Genomic DNA, 17,484 nt, shown 5'->3' with positions numbered 1-17,484 from the left:
CTCGACTACCGGCCTACCCCTGGTTCCCACCCGCCAATTCTACAATTAATCAACTAATTTACGGCGCAGGACACTAGTAGTCGGCTTCGGCGGCAAGGATCTCGGCGAGGAACGCATCGGGGCCGGGCGCCGCGAGCCGGGCCCGCACGTAGCGCCGGACGCGGTCCCGAACCGCTTCCGTCTCGCCGGCCGCGGCACCCACCGTCACGGTGGTGTCCGTCCAATCATGGCCCCACGCTTGGGTTTCGGTGGCCGGCAGCGGCAGGGTGGCGTTTCCGTCGATGTCGAGTGTGCCGTCGCCGGTGATCGAACCCGAGTCCAGGCGCACCGGGATTCCGTCCGCGGGACCGATGGTGGCCACGCGGATGTCGGCGACGACCGCACCGTCACGCGCCCGCACCGACCAGTCGATGGTGCCCTCGGCCGCATCGAAAGTCCGTGGTGGCACCGCGGTCCACGAGACCGATGCGACGCCGTTCGCGATGGCACCGTCGCCGCCGGCGCCGGGTTGCCCGGCCGCGAGCGCATAGTCGTCCTGCCGCGGCGGTCCCTGGCCCGCAAGGACTTCCGACCAGTCCCCGAGCCCCGATTCGTCGGCGAGTCCGACGCAGCTGCGGACGAGGTCGAGAATCCGGGGATCCCCGGCGGCCGTCGTCCTCGCCAGGGCCTCGCGATGCGGTGCCAGGAGCCCGGCGATATCCGAATCCAGGGTGTCCTCGGAGAAATAGTCCTGCAGCGCCGCCGTCGCGAGCGCCACCTCGGCGTCCAGCACGGCGGCGTCCAGCGGGCCGATGCCGTCGCGGGCACTGGCCGGCCACCACCGCCGTAACCAGTGTCCGACCGCCAGGCGGCGAAGGGCGGCAAGGGGTTCGGGCAGCGGCACGACGTCGGCGGTCTCGGCGGCGGTCACCACCGCGACGTGTCCGGCTTCCCCGACCAGCCGCCACAACCAGTCGGCCGCAGGCAGATCCGTGAACGTGATGCGGACCGCCTGCGCCGGGTCGTGGATCGTCCACGCGAGGACCGCGCCGCTGACCTCGAGTACCGCCACCTCGGGCGGTGGCGCGACCTCGGAGCCCAAAGCCCACAATCCGGACTCGACAGTGAGTTTCATCCTGCCGCCTCCAATTCCAGCATCGCCTTGATGCGCTGCCGATGATCGAGGCTCACCGAACGGGCGACCCCGTCCAGCAGGCCCCGTACCTCGCCCGCGTCGTCGCAGGATTCCTGCCAGACGTCACGGCCGTGCAGCCGGGCCCACAACCGCGAGACATAGGGACGCACGAACGCCGCCAGGTCGTCCACCACCTGCTGCTGCCGCGGGTGGACCGGGCCGCCGTCGGTCAGATACCGGCGGGCGTGCAGCACGTACGCCTCTTTGCGGAGCCGCGCCTGGATCTGACCCGAAAGGTGGTAGCGCGTCCGGTGATTCACCTCGAGCGGCGCCAGGTCCACCCCGACCTCGATGCCGGCGACGAGGGTGGCCTGGTTGTCCTCGGCCAGGAGCCCCCACGGCGAGGCCGCGCGGTCCGCCTCTTCGGCGCACAGGGTCGGCAGGTCGGGCAGCTCGTCGCGGTCGAGGGCACGACGCAGCGTCGCCCGGACCCGGTCGACGATGCTGCGGTCGAGGGGACGTTCGGCCGCGCGGGCGCCGGCGACTGCCGGCTTCGATTGCGGTGCGGCAGCGCACAACCCGATCTGGTCGACCGACCATGGCGTGGCGGCCGCGGCGTCGCGCATCCGGGCGCCGAAGTTGTACGGGGTGGTGTCACCGAGCAGTGCGGTCCAGACCCGTTGGCGGGCAGCATCGGCGCCCCGACCGCCGGACGGCCCGAGGACGGTCGTGAGGCCGGCGAGGAACGGCTCGCTCGGTGCATCGCCCGCCCTGACGTCGTCCCAGCCGGCATCGAGCTGCCGCGACAGCGTCTCCAGCACAGCGGGGTCGGCGAGGTACGCGTGCAGCCGCTCGACCGCGGTGCGGTCCCGATCGCCGTGGACGTCGCGCAGTGCTTCCACGACGATGCCTGAATCATCTTGTCCCGGTTCGCCTCTGGTCGCGGCCAGTTCGAAACACACCGGGAAGTAGAGCTCCTGGGCGTTGCCGGTGGTGATCCGGTCGCGCCGGCGCTGCGCCTTCAACAGTGCGAACCACTGTGCCGCAGCGCGCAACTGGACCGCGTGGTCGATGATGACCTGACGCATCTCGTCGGCGATGTCGGCGGCAACGACGGGCGCCGAGTACTCGGGGTGTGCGCGCAGCCGAAGCACCAGCGGATCGATGATGCGCTTCACCGCGCGGCTCAACGGGCCGCCGTCGGGGCTGCTCAGCAGTTCGAGACCGGGCCCGATCTCGCGCCACGCGGCATCGATGACGGCGCGACGTGGCTGTGGCCCAGCAGTCATCAGCGCGCTCCATCGACGGTGAAGGACATCATGGCAGCCCAGTAGACCGGGCTCAATGCGGCGCCGCCGGTCCGCCAGCGGCGCAGGCACTCTCGCTGCCAGTGGTTCACAGCGCGGGCCGGGGTTGCCGACTCGTGTGCGGTGTCGACGGCGATGATCGCCTCTGCCATGGGGTCGCCGTCGGTGGCTGTCGCCGTCCGGTAGCCGGCAGCCGTGGGCAGGGACCAGAGCGTCGCGGTAACCACCTGTGCGCCACCGAGAATCATCGCCGCGACCAGACCGGTGGCCTCGTCGAACCGGTAGTCGGCGCCGGATGCGCAGGCCACAAGCGCGACGCGGGGCGGGATCTCCAGGCCCATCACCATGATGTCGGCGGCGGTCAGCGGCTCGGGCTCGGCCAGATGCAGGGCTGCCTGCTCTGCCGATCCGTCGCGGTCGTGGGCGGCACTGGCATGCCCGACGTACACCAGCCGTGACGGCTGCTGCGTCAGTTGGGTGGCCAGCCAGTGCCGGTCGGCGTCGGCCCGGCGGAAGAGTTCCACCGGGGCGGTGACCGCCGGCAGTGCGGGCCGCTCACCGAAGTGCCGGGCCAGCACCGTGTCCGGCGCTGGCCGGCCCAGCACCGAGCCGAGCGCTGAATCCGGCCGCTGGCCTGGCACTTTCGGGTCCAGCAGTAGAAGCGGCGGTCCGCCGACCGGTGACGATTGTCTGCGGGGCGCGTTCGCGATGTTCGCCGGCACCGCCAGCAACAGGTCGGCGAGTTCCATCAGGCGTTGGTCGTCAGTGCCGCTGGGCTGCGCGAGCAGGCCCCACGGCACCCGGCTCAGGCGGGCACTCGGCGACACGAAGAGCACCGGTAGCTCCGGGTCGCCGGTGTACTGCCGCAGCAGATCCCACGCTTCGTCGGGGAGCAGTGCCCCGAGGAGCCGCGCGAGCTCCCGCTCGCGTGCCACCGCGGCGAACGTGCCGGTGGCCAAGGACCGCGTCAATGCCGCGGAAAGTTGTTCACCCGCACGCGGATCCGGCAACGCCTCCGCCAGTGCCGAGGTGACCGCGAGAAGAACGTCCTCGGCCACCATCCAGGTGACCAGCCGCTCGGGTGCGCCGACAACCCGGAGGCTGACGTACGTTGCGATCCCGATGTCGGCGAAGCGGAGCACCAACGTCGTTGCGGTGTCCTCAGTTACGGGCATGTCGACCACGCCTCCTGGTCCGCCGTGACCGCGCGGCCGTAACGCCTCTGGGCCAGCTCGCGGTAGCGCGCCAGCACCGGCTCGCCGTCGGGCTCCATCTGCAGCGGCGGCAGCGGTCCGAGCCGGATGAGGCCGGCGGCGCCGACCGCGACCGGGCCAGACGCGACCGACGCGAGTTCGTCGACGTCGAGAACCGGCGCGGCCGTCGTCGTGGCCCGGGCCCACTCCATCGTGCCGCCCGCCGCGGCGTCGATGCTGAACGCCCCTCGGGCGCTGTGATATTCGATCAGTTCGCCGACCAGCGCCGGATTCTGTGATTCCCAAGCCACCGCGAACGCGCCGGCAAGCAGGGGCGCCGCCACCCCGGTGGCCCATCGCGAGCGCGCGTCGGCGTCGATGATCGAGTATCGCACCGAGTCAACGGCCAGCGCCGCAGGCAACTTCAGGTCGGCAGCGGCGGCCAATTTCTCCATGCCGGAACGGTATTGGTCGGTGCCGGGTTCGGCGGACCACGTCCCGAGCCCGCCGCGGTAGCGGGCTTCGGCCTGCGCCCACGTGTCGGCGGGATTGCCCGCGGCATCGAAGCCGAGCTCCGCGAGTCCCTCGGCGCGCCAGACGGTGCCGAGTTGGTCGTCCAACCGTGCGTACTGCAGCCAGCTGCTGCGCGGTGAGGAATCCAGGCACGCCCGGGCCTGATCGATCAATGCCCGGGCCTCGTCGTATCGGCCCCGGAAGATGGCGATCCAGCTGCGCTGCAACAAGATGCGGTGTACGTGTAGGGGCTTGCCCAGCTCACGCCAGTGCCGTTCGGCGTGCCCCCAGCATTCGTCGGCGGCCTGCAGGGCACCGGCGGCCAGGCGGGTGAGCCCGAAGTACAGCCAGCAGCGGGACACGTCGTGAGCCCGCGCCTGCCGCGCGATCTCCGGATACGCCGCCGTGACGAGTGCCTCGGTACCCTGCTGGTCGCCGGCCAGCCAGCTCACCGCGGCCCGCTCCAATTGTGCTCGGGCGGTGGCCAATTCCCAGCCGCGAGCCTGTGCCCGGGCCTCCGCGCGCCGCAGCCACGGCACTGCCTCGCCCACCTTGCCGGTTTCGATGCAGAACCGCGCGTAGCCGAGCGCGCCGGTGACCCAGAGATATTCACGTTCCGGCGTGTCGGCCGGCGTCGCGATCGTGGCCAGCACCTCCTCCCAGAGCGGCACCGAGCGGACGTGCAGATCGTCGTCGCAGAGCGCGAGCGCGCACAGGATACGGGCGTGGGTCAGGAGGTAGGTGTGTTCGTCATCCAGATCCGGGTACGGGGACGGGTCGTCGAGCACGGAAAGGGACTGCGCCGCCCCTTCGTGGTCGCCGATGTCGGCGGACAGGCCGGTCCGCAGAAAGGTGGCCCGGCGGCGGTAGCGGCTGAGCATGTGATCCGCGTCCTCCGGGGTCATGGTCATCTGTGCGACGATCTCGGCCGGCGCGCGGCCGGCCAGGATCGATGCGTAGATGTCGAGGCAGTCGTCGATGCGCCGAATGCACTCGCGCACCCCGTCCAGGGCGCTGCGGATCAGATAGATCTCGCCGAGCTGGGCGAAGACCTCGAGCATCAGGTCGTCACGGTCGGCGGCTTCGATGGCGGGCATCAGCGACAGCAGCAGTTCCTTGGCCGTCACCTCGTCGGCGGCGAACATCAGCGCGCGGGCGCGGGCGAGTTCGCCGGTGATCGACACGGCCGCATCATAAGTCGAGCGGCGGGTGCATTGTCTGCACCCGCCGCTCGGGCAGCCCTGGGCATGTCAGCCGCAGGACACCTTGATCTCGAAGTTCTTCGAGATCATCCCAGCCATGGGGTTCTTCATGTCGGCGCCGGCGGCCTGCCCGGTGATGGTGTAGGTGCTGCCGTCCACCTCGACGTCGGCCGAACCGGTCTTCATTCCGCCCATCTCCGACACCGCAAGCGCGTTGCCGTCGACCACCAGGCCCAGGGACTGCACCTTCGGCGGCGAGGCGTCGGTCATGACGACGCCGAGGCCCTGCGCGCCGCCACCGATGGGTGCGCTGGCGATGTTGATGCTGCCGCCCTGCTTCACGCAGGTCACCGACTTCAGGTCCAGGCCGGCCAGGTCCTGGCCCTCGACCTTGACGACGGTGTTGCCGCCACCCGTCACCGAACCCGGGCCGGTCGCCTTCGGGCCGGCCTCCTTGTCGCTCGAGCAGCCGATCAGGGTGGCGCCCACGGCCAGCAAGCCGACACCGGCGGCCAGAGTGCGCTTGATGTTCATGCCATTGGTCTTCATGTGCGGGAGCTTTCCTTCCTCAGTCCGACGCCCCAGTGGCGTCGTCGTGCGGTAAGTACACGCGGGCGCCGCGGCTACCGATCCCAAGTTTTCCGCGCGGTACGGTGAAGCCATGGCCGAAAACGAGCCCATCGACGCCGAGATCGTGCCATTGGATCCGGCGCCCGCACCGGTGCCGGTGTCACCGCCCGTCGATCCCGGCTACACCCCCGACGGCGTCCCGACCTTCGAGTCGGTACGCGACAAGATCGAGAACCGGTACGGCACCGCGATCGGCTCGGCCGAGCTGGCCGCGGAAACCCCGGAGGGCCGGTCGGTCGAGGAACAGTACGAAGCGCGGCAGAAGGCTGCCGCCGAACGCCTCGAGCAGATTCGTCGCTCGATGCACGACGACTGACTTGCGTACCTTCACCATCGCCGAGCGCCGCAATCGCTTGGCGCAACGGCATTTCCTGAGCGCCCCGGCGTCGAGTCCTGCCGAGGTGACGCGGGCACTGGTCGGCCTACACGGCACCGATCCCGCCACCCCGTACCTGTCGCTGTGGGCCCGGCTGCCCGGTTTCACCGTCACCGATCTCGATGCCGCGCTGTACCAGGACAGGCATCTGGTCAAGCACATGGCCATGCGCCGGACGCTGTGGGTGGTGCACACCGCCGACCTGCCCGCGGTCCAGGCCGCGGCCAGCGACCGCGTGGCGGCCACCGAGCGCAAACGACTGATCGGCGATGTCGAGAAGTCCGGTATCGCAGCCGACGGCGAGGCGTGGCTGGAGCGCGCCGCGGCTGCGGTGCGCGGGCATCTGGAAGCAGGTCTGGTGGCCGGCACCGCCGCGCTCCGGGCCGCCCTGCCAGAGCTGGCGGGCAGCTGGGATCCGGCACCCGGAAAGACCTGGGGCGGAAGCACTCCCGTCGCGCCGCGCGTGATGACAGTGCTGTCCGCGCAGGGGCACATCCTGCGCGGTCCGAACGACGGCATGTGGACGACGTCGCGGCCGCTGTGGGCGTCGGCGTCGCACTGGCTACCGGAACCGGACGCTGCCCTTCCGGCCGACGCAGCCCGCGCGGCAGTGCTGACTGCCTGGCTGCGCACCTTCGGCCCGGCCACCGCCGCCGATATCAAATGGTGGTTCGGCCAGACGCTGTCCTGGGCCCGCGAGGGGCTGCGCGCCATCGAGGCGGCGGCAGTGGCGCTGGAGGGCTGCGATGACACCGGGTACGTCCTGCCCGACGATCTCGACGACACTCCCCCGGTTCCGGCCTGGGGCGCACTGCTGCCCGGATTGGACCCCACCGTCATGGGTTGGCAGGCCCGGTCCTGGTACCTCGGCCCGCACGCGGGCCAGTTGTTCGACCGTTCCGGCAATGCCGGCCCCACGGTGTGGTGGGACGGCCGCGTCGTCGGCGCCTGGGGTCAGGACGCCGACGGCCGGGTGCAGCTGGAATACGTCGAAGACGTCGGGGCCGCAGCACGGAAAGTGCTGCAGCGCAAGGCTTCCGAACTGACGGACTGGCTCGACGGGGTGCGCGTCAAGCCGCGCTTCCCGTCACCGCTGAGCATCGCCCTGTCCCGCTAGGCACTCACCTTGCGCCGCTTGGTCTTCGGCGGATCCGGCACGACCGCGGGCAGCAACTCGGCGAGGAACTGCCCGGTGTAGCTGTCCGGTGCCGCCGCGACGTCTTCCGGGGTGCCGGACACCACGACGGTGCCGCCGCCCGCGCCACCCTCGGGACCCATGTCCACGATCCAGTCCGAGGTCTTGATCACGTCGAGGTTGTGCTCGATGACGATGACGGTGTTGCCCTTGTCGACCAGGCCGTTGATCACCTTGAGCAGCTTGCGGATGTCCTCGAAGTGCAGGCCGGTGGTCGGCTCGTCGAGGATGTACACGGTGCGGCCGGTGGACCGCTTCTGCAGCTCGGCGGCCAGCTTCACACGCTGCGCCTCACCACCGGACAGCGTCGGGGCGGGCTGACCCAGCCGCACGTAGCCCAGACCGACGTCGACGAGCGTCTTGAGGTACCGGTGGATGGAGCTGATGGGCTCGAAGAACTCGGTGGCCTCTTCGATGGGCATGTCGAGGACCTCGGAGATGGTCTTGCCCTTGTAATGCACCTCCAGGGTCTCCCGGTTGTACCGAGCGCCCTGGCACACCTCGCACGGCACGTACACGTCGGGCAGGAAGTTCATCTCGATCTTGATGGTGCCGTCACCCGAACACGCCTCGCAGCGGCCACCTTTCACGTTGAACGAGAACCGGCCGGGCTGGTAGCCGCGGACCTTGGCCTCGGTCGTGGCGGCGAACAGCGTCCGGATCTTGTCGAACACCCCGGTGTAGGTCGCCGGGTTGGACCGCGGTGTGCGGCCGATCGGTGACTGGTCGACCCGCACCAGCTTGTCCAACTGGTCGAGACCGTTGATCCGGGTGTGCCGGCCCGGCACCTGGCGGGCGCCGTTGAGCTTGTTGGCCATGACGGTCGCGAGGATGTCGTTGACCAGCGTCGACTTGCCCGAACCCGAGACCCCGGTGACCGACGTCAGCACACCCAGCGGGAACGCCACGTCGACCTCTTTGAGGTTGTGCTCGCGCGCGCCGACGACGGTGATCTGCCGCTTGCGATCGACGGGCCGGCGGATGGCCGGGACCTCGATCTCTTCCCGGCCCGAAAGATAGGCGCCGGTAAGCGATTTCGTGTTCTTCAGCAGGTCCTTGTAGGTGCCGCTGTGCACGATCTGTCCGCCGTGCTCACCCGCCGCGGGACCGATGTCGACGACCCAGTCGGCGTGCGCGATGGTGTCGAGGTCGTGCTCGACGACGATCAGCGTGTTGCCGAGGTCGCGCAACCGGACCAGGGTGTCGATGAGCCGGCGGTTGTCGCGCTGGTGCAGGCCGATGGACGGCTCGTCGAGCACGTAGAGAACACCGACCAGGCCCGAACCGATCTGGGTGGCAAGCCGGATGCGCTGTGCCTCACCGCCGGACAGTGTGCCCGCGGCCCGCGACAGCGTCAGGTAGTCGAGGCCGACGTCGAGCAGGAAGCCCAGCCGCGACTGCACCTCTTTGAGCACCTGGCCGGCGATGGCCTGCTCGCGCGTACCGAGGGTCAGCGCATTGAGGAACGTCGAGCAGTCCGAGATGGACAGATCACACACCTGCGCAATGGATTTCGCGTCGTCATCCGCGGACAGGGTGACCGCCAGAATCTCCGGCTTGAGTCGGGTACCGGCGCACTCGGGGCACGGGATGTCCCGCATGAAGCCCTCGTAGCGTTCCTTCATCTGCTCGGATTCGGTCTGCTCCATGCGGCGCTGCAGGAACGCCAGCACGCCTTCGAAGTCGGCATAGTACGAGCGCGTGCGGCCGTAGCGGTTCTTGTACCGGACGTGCACCTGGTGGTCGGAACCTTCCAGAATGGCCTTGCGCGCCTTGGCCGGAAGCTTCTTCCACGGGGTGTCGATGTCGAAGCCCAGCTCCTCGCCGAGCCCGGCCATCATGCGCGTGAAGTAGTCGGAGTTGTGGCCCATGGACCACGGCGCCACCGCGCCCTCGGCGAGCGTCAGCTCCGGGTCCGGTACGACGAGCTCGGGGTCGACTTCCTTCTTGATGCCCAGACCGGTGCATTCCGGGCAGGCACCATACGGCGAGTTGAACGAGAACGACCGCGGCTCGAGGTCGTCGACGGCCAGCGGGTGCGCGTTGGGGCAGGCCAGCTTCTCGGAGAAGCGCTGCTCACGCTGCGGGTGGTTGTCATCACGGTCGACGAACTCGAGGACGACGATGCCGTCGGCCAAGCCGAGAGCGGTCTCGACGGAATCGGTCAGCCGCTGTTTGGCGCTGGCCTTGACGGTCAGGCGGTCGACGACCACCTCGATGTCGTGCTTCTCCTGCTTCTTGAGCTTCGGCGGATCGGTCAGCGAGTGCACGACGCCGTCGACCCGGACGCGGCTGTAGCCCTGGCCGTTGAGCTTGTCGAAGAGGTCGACGAACTCACCCTTGCGGGTGCGGACCACGGGCGCGAGCACCTGGAACCGGATGCCCTCGTCCATGGCGAGCACCTGGTCGACGATCTGCTGCGGCGTCTGCCGCGCGATGCGCTCACCACACACCGGGCAGTGCGGCGTGCCGGCGCGCGCGTACAGCAGACGCAGGTAGTCGTATACCTCGGTGATGGTGCCGACGGTCGACCGCGGGTTCCGGTTGGTCGACTTCTGGTCGATGGACACCGCCGGCGACAGGCCCTCGATGAAGTCCACGTCCGGCTTGTCCATCTGGCCCAGGAACTGACGGGCGTACGCCGACAGCGACTCGACATAGCGGCGCTGCCCCTCGGCGAAGATGGTGTCGAACGCCAGCGAGCTCTTACCCGAACCCGACAGGCCCGTGAACACGATCAGCGAGTCTCTGGGCAGGTCAAGGTCGATTCCCCGCAGGTTGTGCTCGCGCGCACCTTTGACGATCAGACGGTCTGACACACGTATCCCTTCACCGGTCTGGGCAATCCAGACACCACAGCGCCATGCTATGTGTCCCCACCGACAAGTCCGGATACGGTGGCGTCATGACAGTCGTCAATGACACGTACACCGGCCACGTCGATGCGGGCACCGCGGCACGTCGCACGCTTCCCGCCGCGACGATCGTCAAGGCATCGGTCGGACCCATGGACAACAACGCGTACCTCATCACGTGTTCCGCGACCGGAAAAACCCTGCTCATCGACGCCGCGAACGACGGTCCGGCACTCGTCGAGCTGATCAGATCGCAGGCGCCGGACGTCGAACTCATCGTCACCAGCCACCAGCACTTCGACCACTGGCAGGCCCTGGCGGAAGTGGCCGAGGCCACAGGTGCGCCCACCGCCGCGCACGCGCTGGACGCCGAGCCGCTGCCGGTGAAGCCCGACCGGATCCTTGCCGACGGCGACACCATCACGATCGGCAACCTGACCTTCGATGTCATCCACCTCCAGGGTCACACCGAGGGCTCGGTGGCGCTGGCGCTGCGCGGCGCCGACGGTGACGTCACCCACCTCTTCACCGGCGACTGCCTGTTTCCCGGCGGCGTCGGCAAGACTTGGCAGGAAGGCGACTTCGAGCGACTGCTCGGCGACGTCACCCGCAAGGTCTTCGACGTCTACCCCGATTCGACGGTCATCTACCCCGGCCACGGTGACGACACCACACTCGGCACCGAGCGGCCGCACCTCGATGAGTGGCGGGCGCGCGGCTGGTAGGTCAGCCCACGCACTGACCCGTCGGGACGGGTTGGGTGTTGCCGACCAGCGCCAGCTGGGGTCCGACTTCCTTCGCGGTCAACGCGAAACTGGTGTCGGGGTCGTCCTGCGCCGCCCCGAAGACGACGCCGCGCACCCGACCGTCCAGGTCGACGATGGGGCCACCGGAATTCCCTTGCTGCACACCACCTCTGAGGGCATACACCTCGCGGGTCACCGTGCCGGTGCGGAAGATGTCCGGCCCCTGGAGCTTGATGACCTCGCGAACCCGGACCGGTTTGGCTTCGTACGCTCCCCCATGCGGGAACCCGAGTGCGGCCGCGTCGGCACCGCTGACGGCAGGCGCTTCGGAGAACATCAACGGAGCCGTCGGCAGGTCCGGGATCGCGAGAATCGAGATGTCCATGTTCGGGTCGAACGACACCACCTGGCCGTTGTACTTCGTGCCGTCGACCTCGACCGACACCTCATCGGTCCCCGCGACGCCGTGCGCCGTCGTCATCACACGCTTGGGCCCCACCACAAACCCGGTGCCCTCCAACCGCTTTCGGCAGCTGTGGGCGACTCCGTGAACGCGCACCACGCTCGCTCGGGCGGCAGTCACCGCGGGGTTGCCGGCCACGTTGGGGTCAGGAGGGGCGACGGCCGGGATCGTCGATTCGGTCTCCGACGCGATCGCGGATGTCGTCGCAGGTGCGGCGGGCTGGTTCTGGCCCGCGCAGCCGGCGATCAGTGTGGCGGCCAATGACAACGTCACCCATGACGCACGGACGAGACCTCTTCGAGCCATGGCCCGAACTTTACGGGCACGAAAAAACTGTGGCCCCCGGCAGTACGCCGAGGGCCACAGGAAGATGCGAACCTTACGAGGTGTGGACGATCAGCACGTCGACCTTGGCGCGCCGGGCCACATTGGCGGGCACCGAGCCCAGCAGGCGGCCGGCGATGGTGCTCAGCCCGACGTTGCCGACGACCAGCAGGTCAGCGTTGGAATTCTCGGCCAGGTCGACGAGCGCGTCGACGGGAGCGCCGACGATGGCCTTCTCTTCCACCTGGGTGGCGCCTGCCGCCTCGGCACGGTCGCGGGCCTCACGCAGAATCGCGTAGATCGGCGCGTCGCCGTGGACCTTGTAACCCTCGTCCTTCAGGACATCGGCCGCACGCTGATCATCGGCGTGCGGGAAATAGGCGGTTGCCACGACCAACTTCGCATTGGCCCCCGCGGCGATCTGGGCAGCGCGCTCTACAGCGCGCAGTGACGAATCCGATCCGTCCGTACCGACGACCACGGTCTGGTAGCCGCTCATCAATGGCCTCCCGTTATGCAGGTTTGTGTATCCGGCGTTCTGTCCGGCATCCCCGCAGACAGTAGCCGCTCAATCGTGGCCATTGGTGCGGTTTCACCACACAAGTTCGCCGGGGACACCGTGAAAAATGTGCTTTACCGGCACCGATGTTAGCGGCAGCCGCCGCAGGGGGCTTGCCAATAGTGACCAAACGAGTGGGTGTTTCGTCCCGTGAGGTGGAACGCTTCCGACCCGAGATCGTTAGCCACGACCGAAATACAACTCCTGCGTGGCAACGCACACCAATTGCCCGGCGCGGTTGTACATCGTCCCGCTGGCCAGTCCACGGCCCCCGATGCCGCTCGGCGAGGTCTGGTCGGACAACACCCAATCGCTCAGATCCACCGGCCGGTGAAACCACAGCGCGTGGTCGATCAGCGCCGAGAAGGTGTGGGCCGGCAGCGCACCCCGCGGGATCATCGCCGACTCCAGCATGGTGGTGCCGGTCAGGTACGTCAGCAGGCCGGCGTGCAGGGCCGGGTCGTCGGGGATCGTGTCGGTCGGGCGCCACCACATCCGCAGATGCGGCGCCGAATCCGGCGAATCCTTGGCCAGCCGCGGGTGCGGATCGATGTACCGAAGCTCGAACGGTTGGTCGCGCACCCAGAAGCCGCCCGATTCGTCGGCGTAGTCGGCAAGCTGCTCGGCCATGGTCGGTACCGAAAGCGGTTCTGGCACATCAGGAATGGTTGCCTGATAGTCGAGCGCGTCGACCGGGGCACTGAACGACGCCAGCGCCTCGAGCAGGATCTCGCCGTCCTGGAGGGCGGTGATGCGGCGCGTCGCGAGCGTGCCGCCGTCACGTGCGGCGTCGACCTGGACCTCGACCGGCTCACGGGCATCACCGGCACGCAGGTAGTAGACGTGCAGGCTGTGCGCGCTGCGTCCCGGCGCGGTCCGACTCGCGGCCACCAGCACCTGACCGGCGAGATGACCGCCGACGATGTGGTGGCTGGGATTGTCGAGCTGAGTGGCCACGAAGTGGTGGTCATCGGTCTGATCCACCAGCAGCGTGCTCACGAGATCAGACAGAGTCGGCGAACTGTACGTCACCTGAGGCATCTTGCCCGAGGGGTTCGGCCGGCCATCGGCGCCCTCTGTGAGTTATCCGTTATCCACAGGTTCCGCGAATTCTGTTGCGGTGCCGCAGAAGGGTGGATAGACTCGAACACATGTTCGAACATTCTGGTATCGGGGCCGACGGTGTGCCGGTCCACGATGTCGGCGTGGTCGATTTGATGATCCACTTCGCGCGGGTGTCGAACGTCGCCGAGTGCGGGAAGTTCCGGGCCATCGCGGACCTCGTGGCGCTGCGTGTCGATGATCAGGATGGCCGACAGTGGTGGGCGTGCGATGGTTGGGACGCCGCGGTCGCCGAAGTCGGGGCGGCGCTGGGGATCGGGAAACGCGAAGCCTCGGGGCAGTTGTCGATCGCGGTGGCGTTGCGGTTCCGGCTACCTCGGGTGGCGGCGGTGTTCGCCGACGGTGGAGTCTCGGCGCGGACGGTCGGGGCGATCTGCTGGCGTACTCGTCTGGTGGAGGATGCCAACACGCTGGCTGTGATCGACGCCGCGCTCGCGGGAGCGCTGTCGGAGTGGGCGGGGTTGTCGCGCAAGAAGATCGAGAAGAAGATCGATGGTTGGGTGCAGAAGTTCGACCCGGCCGCGGTGTTGAAGGTGCGTTCGGCGGCGCGCCGCCGCGGCGTCGGGGTGGGCAAGCCGGATGACGAGACCGGGGTGGCCTCGATCTGGGGTGCACTACTGGCTACTGATGCCGAACTGCTGGATCGGGTGTTGACCGAGATGGCCCGGCAGGTGTGCGAGAACGATCCGCGTACGTTCGGGCAGCGCCGCGCCGACGCCTTGGGAGTGCTGGCGGCCCGCGGGGATCGGTTGGCCTGCCAGTGCGGCAATCCCGACTGCCCGGCCGCCGGGCCCGATGCCCGGGCGACGGCGGTGATGATTCATGTCCTCACCAATGGGCTGCCCGCGCCGGTGGCGGATCCCCTGCTCAGTGGGGACCCGGCCGCGCCGCTGGTGCCCACGCCAGAACCGTCTGCGCCGGAACCGGTCTTCACGCCCGAGCCCTCGCCCGAGCCCTTCTCAACGCCCCAATCTGAGCCCATCCCTGCGCCGGCGAACGACACGGCGCCCACGCCCATGTCCGGCAGTGCGCCGGTGGCCGGTTCGCGGCCTGCCGAAACCCTGGCGCCTGCTGCGTTCGAACCGGGCGGCGAGACCGCACCCACGCAGACGGCCGGCCCGGCACCAGAGTCATGCCCGGCGCCGGTCTCGTCACCTTCGGTGGCCACTGCCGTCAAGCCTCCGGCTCCGGTGCGCACACCGGTCGGTTATGTCCTCGGCGGCGGCGTGGTGCCGCCGGCAGTGCTGGCGGACCTTGTCGCCCGGGGTGCGAAGGTTCGCACCGTCGCCTCCGCCGCCGATTTGGATGAGGTGCCGCGATACCGGCCGTCGGCCGCGATGGATGAGTTCGTGCGGATGCGGGCGATGACGTGCATGTTCCCCGGCTGCGATCACCCGGCCACCGCCTCCGATATCGACCACACGATTCCGTGGCCGGCCGGGCCCACCCATCCGGGCAACCTCAACCCCAAATGCCGCAAACACCACCTACTGAAAACCTTCTACGGCGGCCCCGACGGGTGGCAGGACCGTCAACAACCCGACGGGACCATCGTATGGACCGCACCGACCGGGCACACCTACATCAGCGTGCCCGAAAGCCGAATCCTGTTCCCCCGCACCATCACCGACACGCCACTGCCCAATCCACCACCAGAGACCGTCGATCTGGACACTGTCACGGCCCCCGGTCGGAGCATCATGATGCCCATCCGCCGCCGCACCCGCGCGCAAGACCAGGCGCAGCGCAATGCCTACGAACGCGCACTCAACCAAGCCGACATCGACGCACAAGAGGCCGCCCGGGAAGCCTTCGCCCGCCAACGCAAAGAACGAGAAGAACGGGAAGCCGCCCGCCAAGCCGAAGAACAACAGCAATCGCAGGAGAAGGCCGAGCGCCCGCCTGCAGACAGCGACATCCCACCGCCGCTCTGAGCGGCACGTGAATACCCTGGAAAAACAAGACTTTCGGGGGTATTCACGCGTAAGTCAAAACGGGGATCAGCGGCTCCATGCTGGCTTCTCAACACCGAAGTTGCCACCGCTGACCACCTCGCGCGGAAGAATGCAGACAACCTTGCCTTCTCCATCGCTAGCCGGAGCGTACCCCTGTTACTGGTAGCTACACTGCACGTCAGGACCTTGTTGAGCACAGTTGATTTTGATGCTGAACCGGCACAGGACTTGGAGGCGGTGTAATGGAAGCCGAAACTGAAGTCGCAGGCGGAATTTCGTCCGAACTGTCGCGGTTGGCGCGAACCTTGCAGAGTCAACAGGTCATGGACCTCGATTCCGACCGCCTGTTGCTCGAGGTGACCGAAACTGCGACCCAACTGCTCCCCAAGGTCACTCATGGCGGAGTGACACTGGTTGTCAACCGTCGCCGCCGAACAGTTGAGTCGGTTGCGGCGACCGGTCCGATCCCCAGAGCGGTCGACAGGCTGCAGGACGAACTTGGCGAAGGACCCTGCCTGGAGTCGATCTGGAACCTGTACACCGTTCGGGTCGCGGACTACGCGGCCGAAACGCGCTGGCCGGCCTTCGTGGCCGCGTTGCTCGCCCAGACGCCGGTGCGCTCGAGTCTGTCCATTCAGCTGTACACCAATGAAAGCGAGCTCGGCACGCTCAACTTGTACTCCGAAGACGCCGACGTCTTCACCCATGACGTCGAGGAGACCGCCCTGACGCTGGCCGCTCACGCCGCTATCGGGCTCGCCAACGCACGCCGCGGCGACGAACTCCAAAGTGCGTTGGCGTCGCGGGACATCATTGGCCAGGCCAAGGGCATCCTGATGGAACGGTTCAATGTCCCGGTGGGCGCGGCCTTCACGATGCTGACGAAATTGTCGCAGGAGCTGAACATTCCTTTGTATGAGGTCGCGCGCAAACTCATCTTCGAGGAGCACCCACCGAAATAGAAGCTCGGCAGATGATGACACCTGCCGAGCTTCTATCAGTGGAGCGAGTGACGGGATTCGAACCCGTGTGAACGGCTTTGCAGGCCGGTGCCTAGCCACTCAGCCACACCCGCACTGATGACCACAGTGCCAGTCAAGGCTCCGGCCGCCCAGGGTTGGGATCGCGGTGATTGCTACCCCTCGCAGCAATCACCGACAGGCCTGCCCACCACGGGACCGCCCTGCGGCCAGCCGGCCGGCGAGTCTTCCCACGGCTCCTGACGTCCGTACGGCGTCAGGTCCAGGAACGGATAGCCGACCGCCGAATGGTCGAGTCCCCGCGCGTACGCCGAGTATGTGTGGAACACCTCGTCGCCGTGGCGCAGGAAAACGCTGGCGCCGGGCCAGTCTCCGCGCAGGTCGTCGTCGGTCCAGCCGTCGGCGTACAGCTCGTCGAGCGATTTGTAGTTGTATTCGATCGGCGCCCGCGCCGGGTCGAGCGTCACATGGAAGTCGTAGGTGAAGTCACCATCGCGCGATGAATACCACCGAAACGTCCAGCCATGCTGATCGCGGTACCGGGCGATGCTCGCGTACGGCGCCCGGGACACGCACGCGAACGTGACGCCCTTGCCGTGCAACAGCTTTCGATCCCCTTCGGTGAAGGTGAGGTCAGCAGCGGCGGTACAACTCGGGCAGCCGGCATCGATCGCGTCGATCCACATGAAGTGGTGGATGTAGAGCTGCCTGCGACCTTCGAACATGTCCAGCAGGCGGACGGCGCCATCGGGTCCGTCGAAGACGTAGTCCTTCTCGATCTTCACCATCGGGAGCCGGCGGCGTTCGGCGTTCACGGCGTCGCGCAGGTGCGTCGCTTCCCGTTCCCGGGCCAGCAGCTTCGTGCGAGCCCCGGTCCATTCCTCCCGCGTGACGACATCGGGATAGGCGGTTGGTTGCGCGGACATGGCATCACTCCTCAAATCGGCCTA

Annotated in this window: 15 protein-coding genes and 1 tRNA gene; 5 read left to right on the top strand and 11 right to left on the bottom strand. The window is 68.2% G+C overall.

Translation table 11 applies throughout. The features are described 5' to 3' along the window. Positions 1–73: 73 nt before the first annotated feature. From ACJH6I_RS17215 to ACJH6I_RS17195, 5 genes are all read right to left on the bottom strand, one after another. Complete coding sequence (locus tag ACJH6I_RS17215) at positions 74–1,114, bottom strand: hypothetical protein (RefSeq protein ID WP_406784325.1); 1,041 nt, start codon at positions 1,112–1,114, stop codon at positions 74–76. Next, entirely contained in the window at positions 1,111–2,403 is a 1,293-nt protein-coding gene (locus ACJH6I_RS17210) for a hypothetical protein (protein WP_406784324.1), read from the bottom strand. The genes ACJH6I_RS17215 and ACJH6I_RS17210 overlap by 4 nt, the downstream gene beginning before the upstream one ends. Then, a complete protein-coding gene (locus tag ACJH6I_RS17205; protein WP_061010388.1) occupies positions 2,403–3,596 on the bottom strand; it encodes a CHAT domain-containing protein in 1,194 nt (397 codons plus the stop codon). The genes ACJH6I_RS17210 and ACJH6I_RS17205 overlap by 1 nt, the downstream gene beginning before the upstream one ends. Further along, positions 3,587–5,311, bottom strand: a complete 1,725-nt coding sequence (locus ACJH6I_RS17200; RefSeq protein ID WP_061004573.1) for a hypothetical protein — start codon at positions 5,309–5,311, stop codon at positions 3,587–3,589. The genes ACJH6I_RS17205 and ACJH6I_RS17200 overlap by 10 nt, the downstream gene beginning before the upstream one ends. A 66-nt stretch (positions 5,312–5,377) precedes the next feature. Beyond that, positions 5,378–5,863, bottom strand: a complete 486-nt coding sequence (locus ACJH6I_RS17195) for a lipoprotein LpqH (protein ID WP_406784333.1) — start codon at positions 5,861–5,863, stop codon at positions 5,378–5,380. Between the two features lie 127 nt (positions 5,864–5,990). Here ACJH6I_RS17195 and ACJH6I_RS17190 point away from each other — a divergent pair, with 127 nt between their 5' ends. Together ACJH6I_RS17190 and ACJH6I_RS17185 are read left to right on the top strand one after the other, a co-directional pair. Next, the gene (locus ACJH6I_RS17190; RefSeq protein WP_061004571.1) at positions 5,991–6,275 is read left to right on the top strand and encodes a hypothetical protein; all 285 of its coding nucleotides are present in this window, start codon (positions 5,991–5,993) and stop codon (positions 6,273–6,275) included. A gap of 1 nt (position 6,276) precedes the next feature. Then, a complete protein-coding gene (locus ACJH6I_RS17185; RefSeq protein WP_061004569.1) occupies positions 6,277–7,452 on the top strand; it encodes a winged helix DNA-binding domain-containing protein in 1,176 nt (391 codons plus the stop codon). Here ACJH6I_RS17185 and uvrA read toward each other — a convergent pair. Further along, positions 7,449–10,349 (bottom strand): excinuclease ABC subunit UvrA, encoded by a 2,901-nt coding sequence (uvrA, locus tag ACJH6I_RS17180; protein WP_061004567.1) that lies wholly within the window; start codon positions 10,347–10,349, stop codon positions 7,449–7,451. The genes ACJH6I_RS17185 and uvrA overlap by 4 nt on opposite strands. Positions 10,350–10,435: 86 nt before the next feature. Here uvrA and ACJH6I_RS17175 point away from each other — a divergent pair, with 86 nt between their 5' ends. Then, positions 10,436–11,110: an MBL fold metallo-hydrolase gene (locus ACJH6I_RS17175; RefSeq protein WP_064857978.1), complete on the top strand. Its 675-nt coding sequence runs from the start codon at positions 10,436–10,438 to the stop codon at positions 11,108–11,110. 1 nt (position 11,111) lies between these two features. On the opposite strand, the gene ACJH6I_RS17170 is transcribed toward ACJH6I_RS17175, so the two are convergent. The 3 genes from ACJH6I_RS17170 to ACJH6I_RS17160 all read right to left on the bottom strand — a co-directional run bounded on the left by ACJH6I_RS17170 (position 11,112) and on the right by ACJH6I_RS17160 (position 13,518). Continuing rightward, positions 11,112–11,900: a MarP family serine protease gene (locus ACJH6I_RS17170; protein WP_305800857.1), complete on the bottom strand. Its 789-nt coding sequence runs from the start codon at positions 11,898–11,900 to the stop codon at positions 11,112–11,114. Positions 11,901–11,973: 73 nt separating this feature from the next. Next, the gene (locus ACJH6I_RS17165; protein ID WP_020103294.1) at positions 11,974–12,417 is read right to left on the bottom strand and encodes a universal stress protein; all 444 of its coding nucleotides are present in this window, start codon (positions 12,415–12,417) and stop codon (positions 11,974–11,976) included. Positions 12,418–12,657: 240 nt separating this feature from the next. Then, positions 12,658–13,518, bottom strand: coding sequence for an acyl-CoA thioesterase II (locus tag ACJH6I_RS17160; protein ID WP_064857979.1), 861 nt, complete (start codon positions 13,516–13,518; stop codon positions 12,658–12,660). Positions 13,519–13,628: 110 nt separating this feature from the next. Here ACJH6I_RS17160 and ACJH6I_RS17155 point away from each other — a divergent pair, with 110 nt between their 5' ends. Together ACJH6I_RS17155 and ACJH6I_RS17150 are read left to right on the top strand one after the other, a co-directional pair. Then, on the top strand, positions 13,629–15,533 hold the full coding sequence (locus ACJH6I_RS17155) for a DUF222 domain-containing protein (RefSeq protein WP_406784323.1): 1,905 nt from the start codon (positions 13,629–13,631) through the stop codon (positions 15,531–15,533). Between the two features lie 344 nt (positions 15,534–15,877). Further along, positions 15,878–16,516: an ANTAR domain-containing protein gene (locus ACJH6I_RS17150; RefSeq protein ID WP_135357887.1), complete on the top strand. Its 639-nt coding sequence runs from the start codon at positions 15,878–15,880 to the stop codon at positions 16,514–16,516. 39 nt (positions 16,517–16,555) lie between these two features. Here ACJH6I_RS17150 and ACJH6I_RS17145 read toward each other — a convergent pair. Both ACJH6I_RS17145 and ACJH6I_RS17140 read right to left on the bottom strand, forming a co-directional pair. After that, a tRNA-Cys gene (locus ACJH6I_RS17145) sits at positions 16,556–16,629 on the bottom strand. Positions 16,630–16,689: 60 nt separating this feature from the next. Beyond that, entirely contained in the window at positions 16,690–17,460 is a 771-nt protein-coding gene (locus ACJH6I_RS17140) for a DUF899 domain-containing protein (RefSeq protein ID WP_133427708.1), read from the bottom strand. Between the last annotated feature and the right edge of the window lie 24 nt (positions 17,461–17,484).

It is taken from the genome of Mycobacterium sp. SMC-13, from assembly GCF_045311035.1.
Classification (GTDB): domain Bacteria; phylum Actinomycetota; class Actinomycetes; order Mycobacteriales; family Mycobacteriaceae; genus Mycobacterium.
The sequence above is the reverse complement of the archived record's forward strand: the minus strand, read 5'-3'. Positions and strand labels throughout refer to the sequence as shown.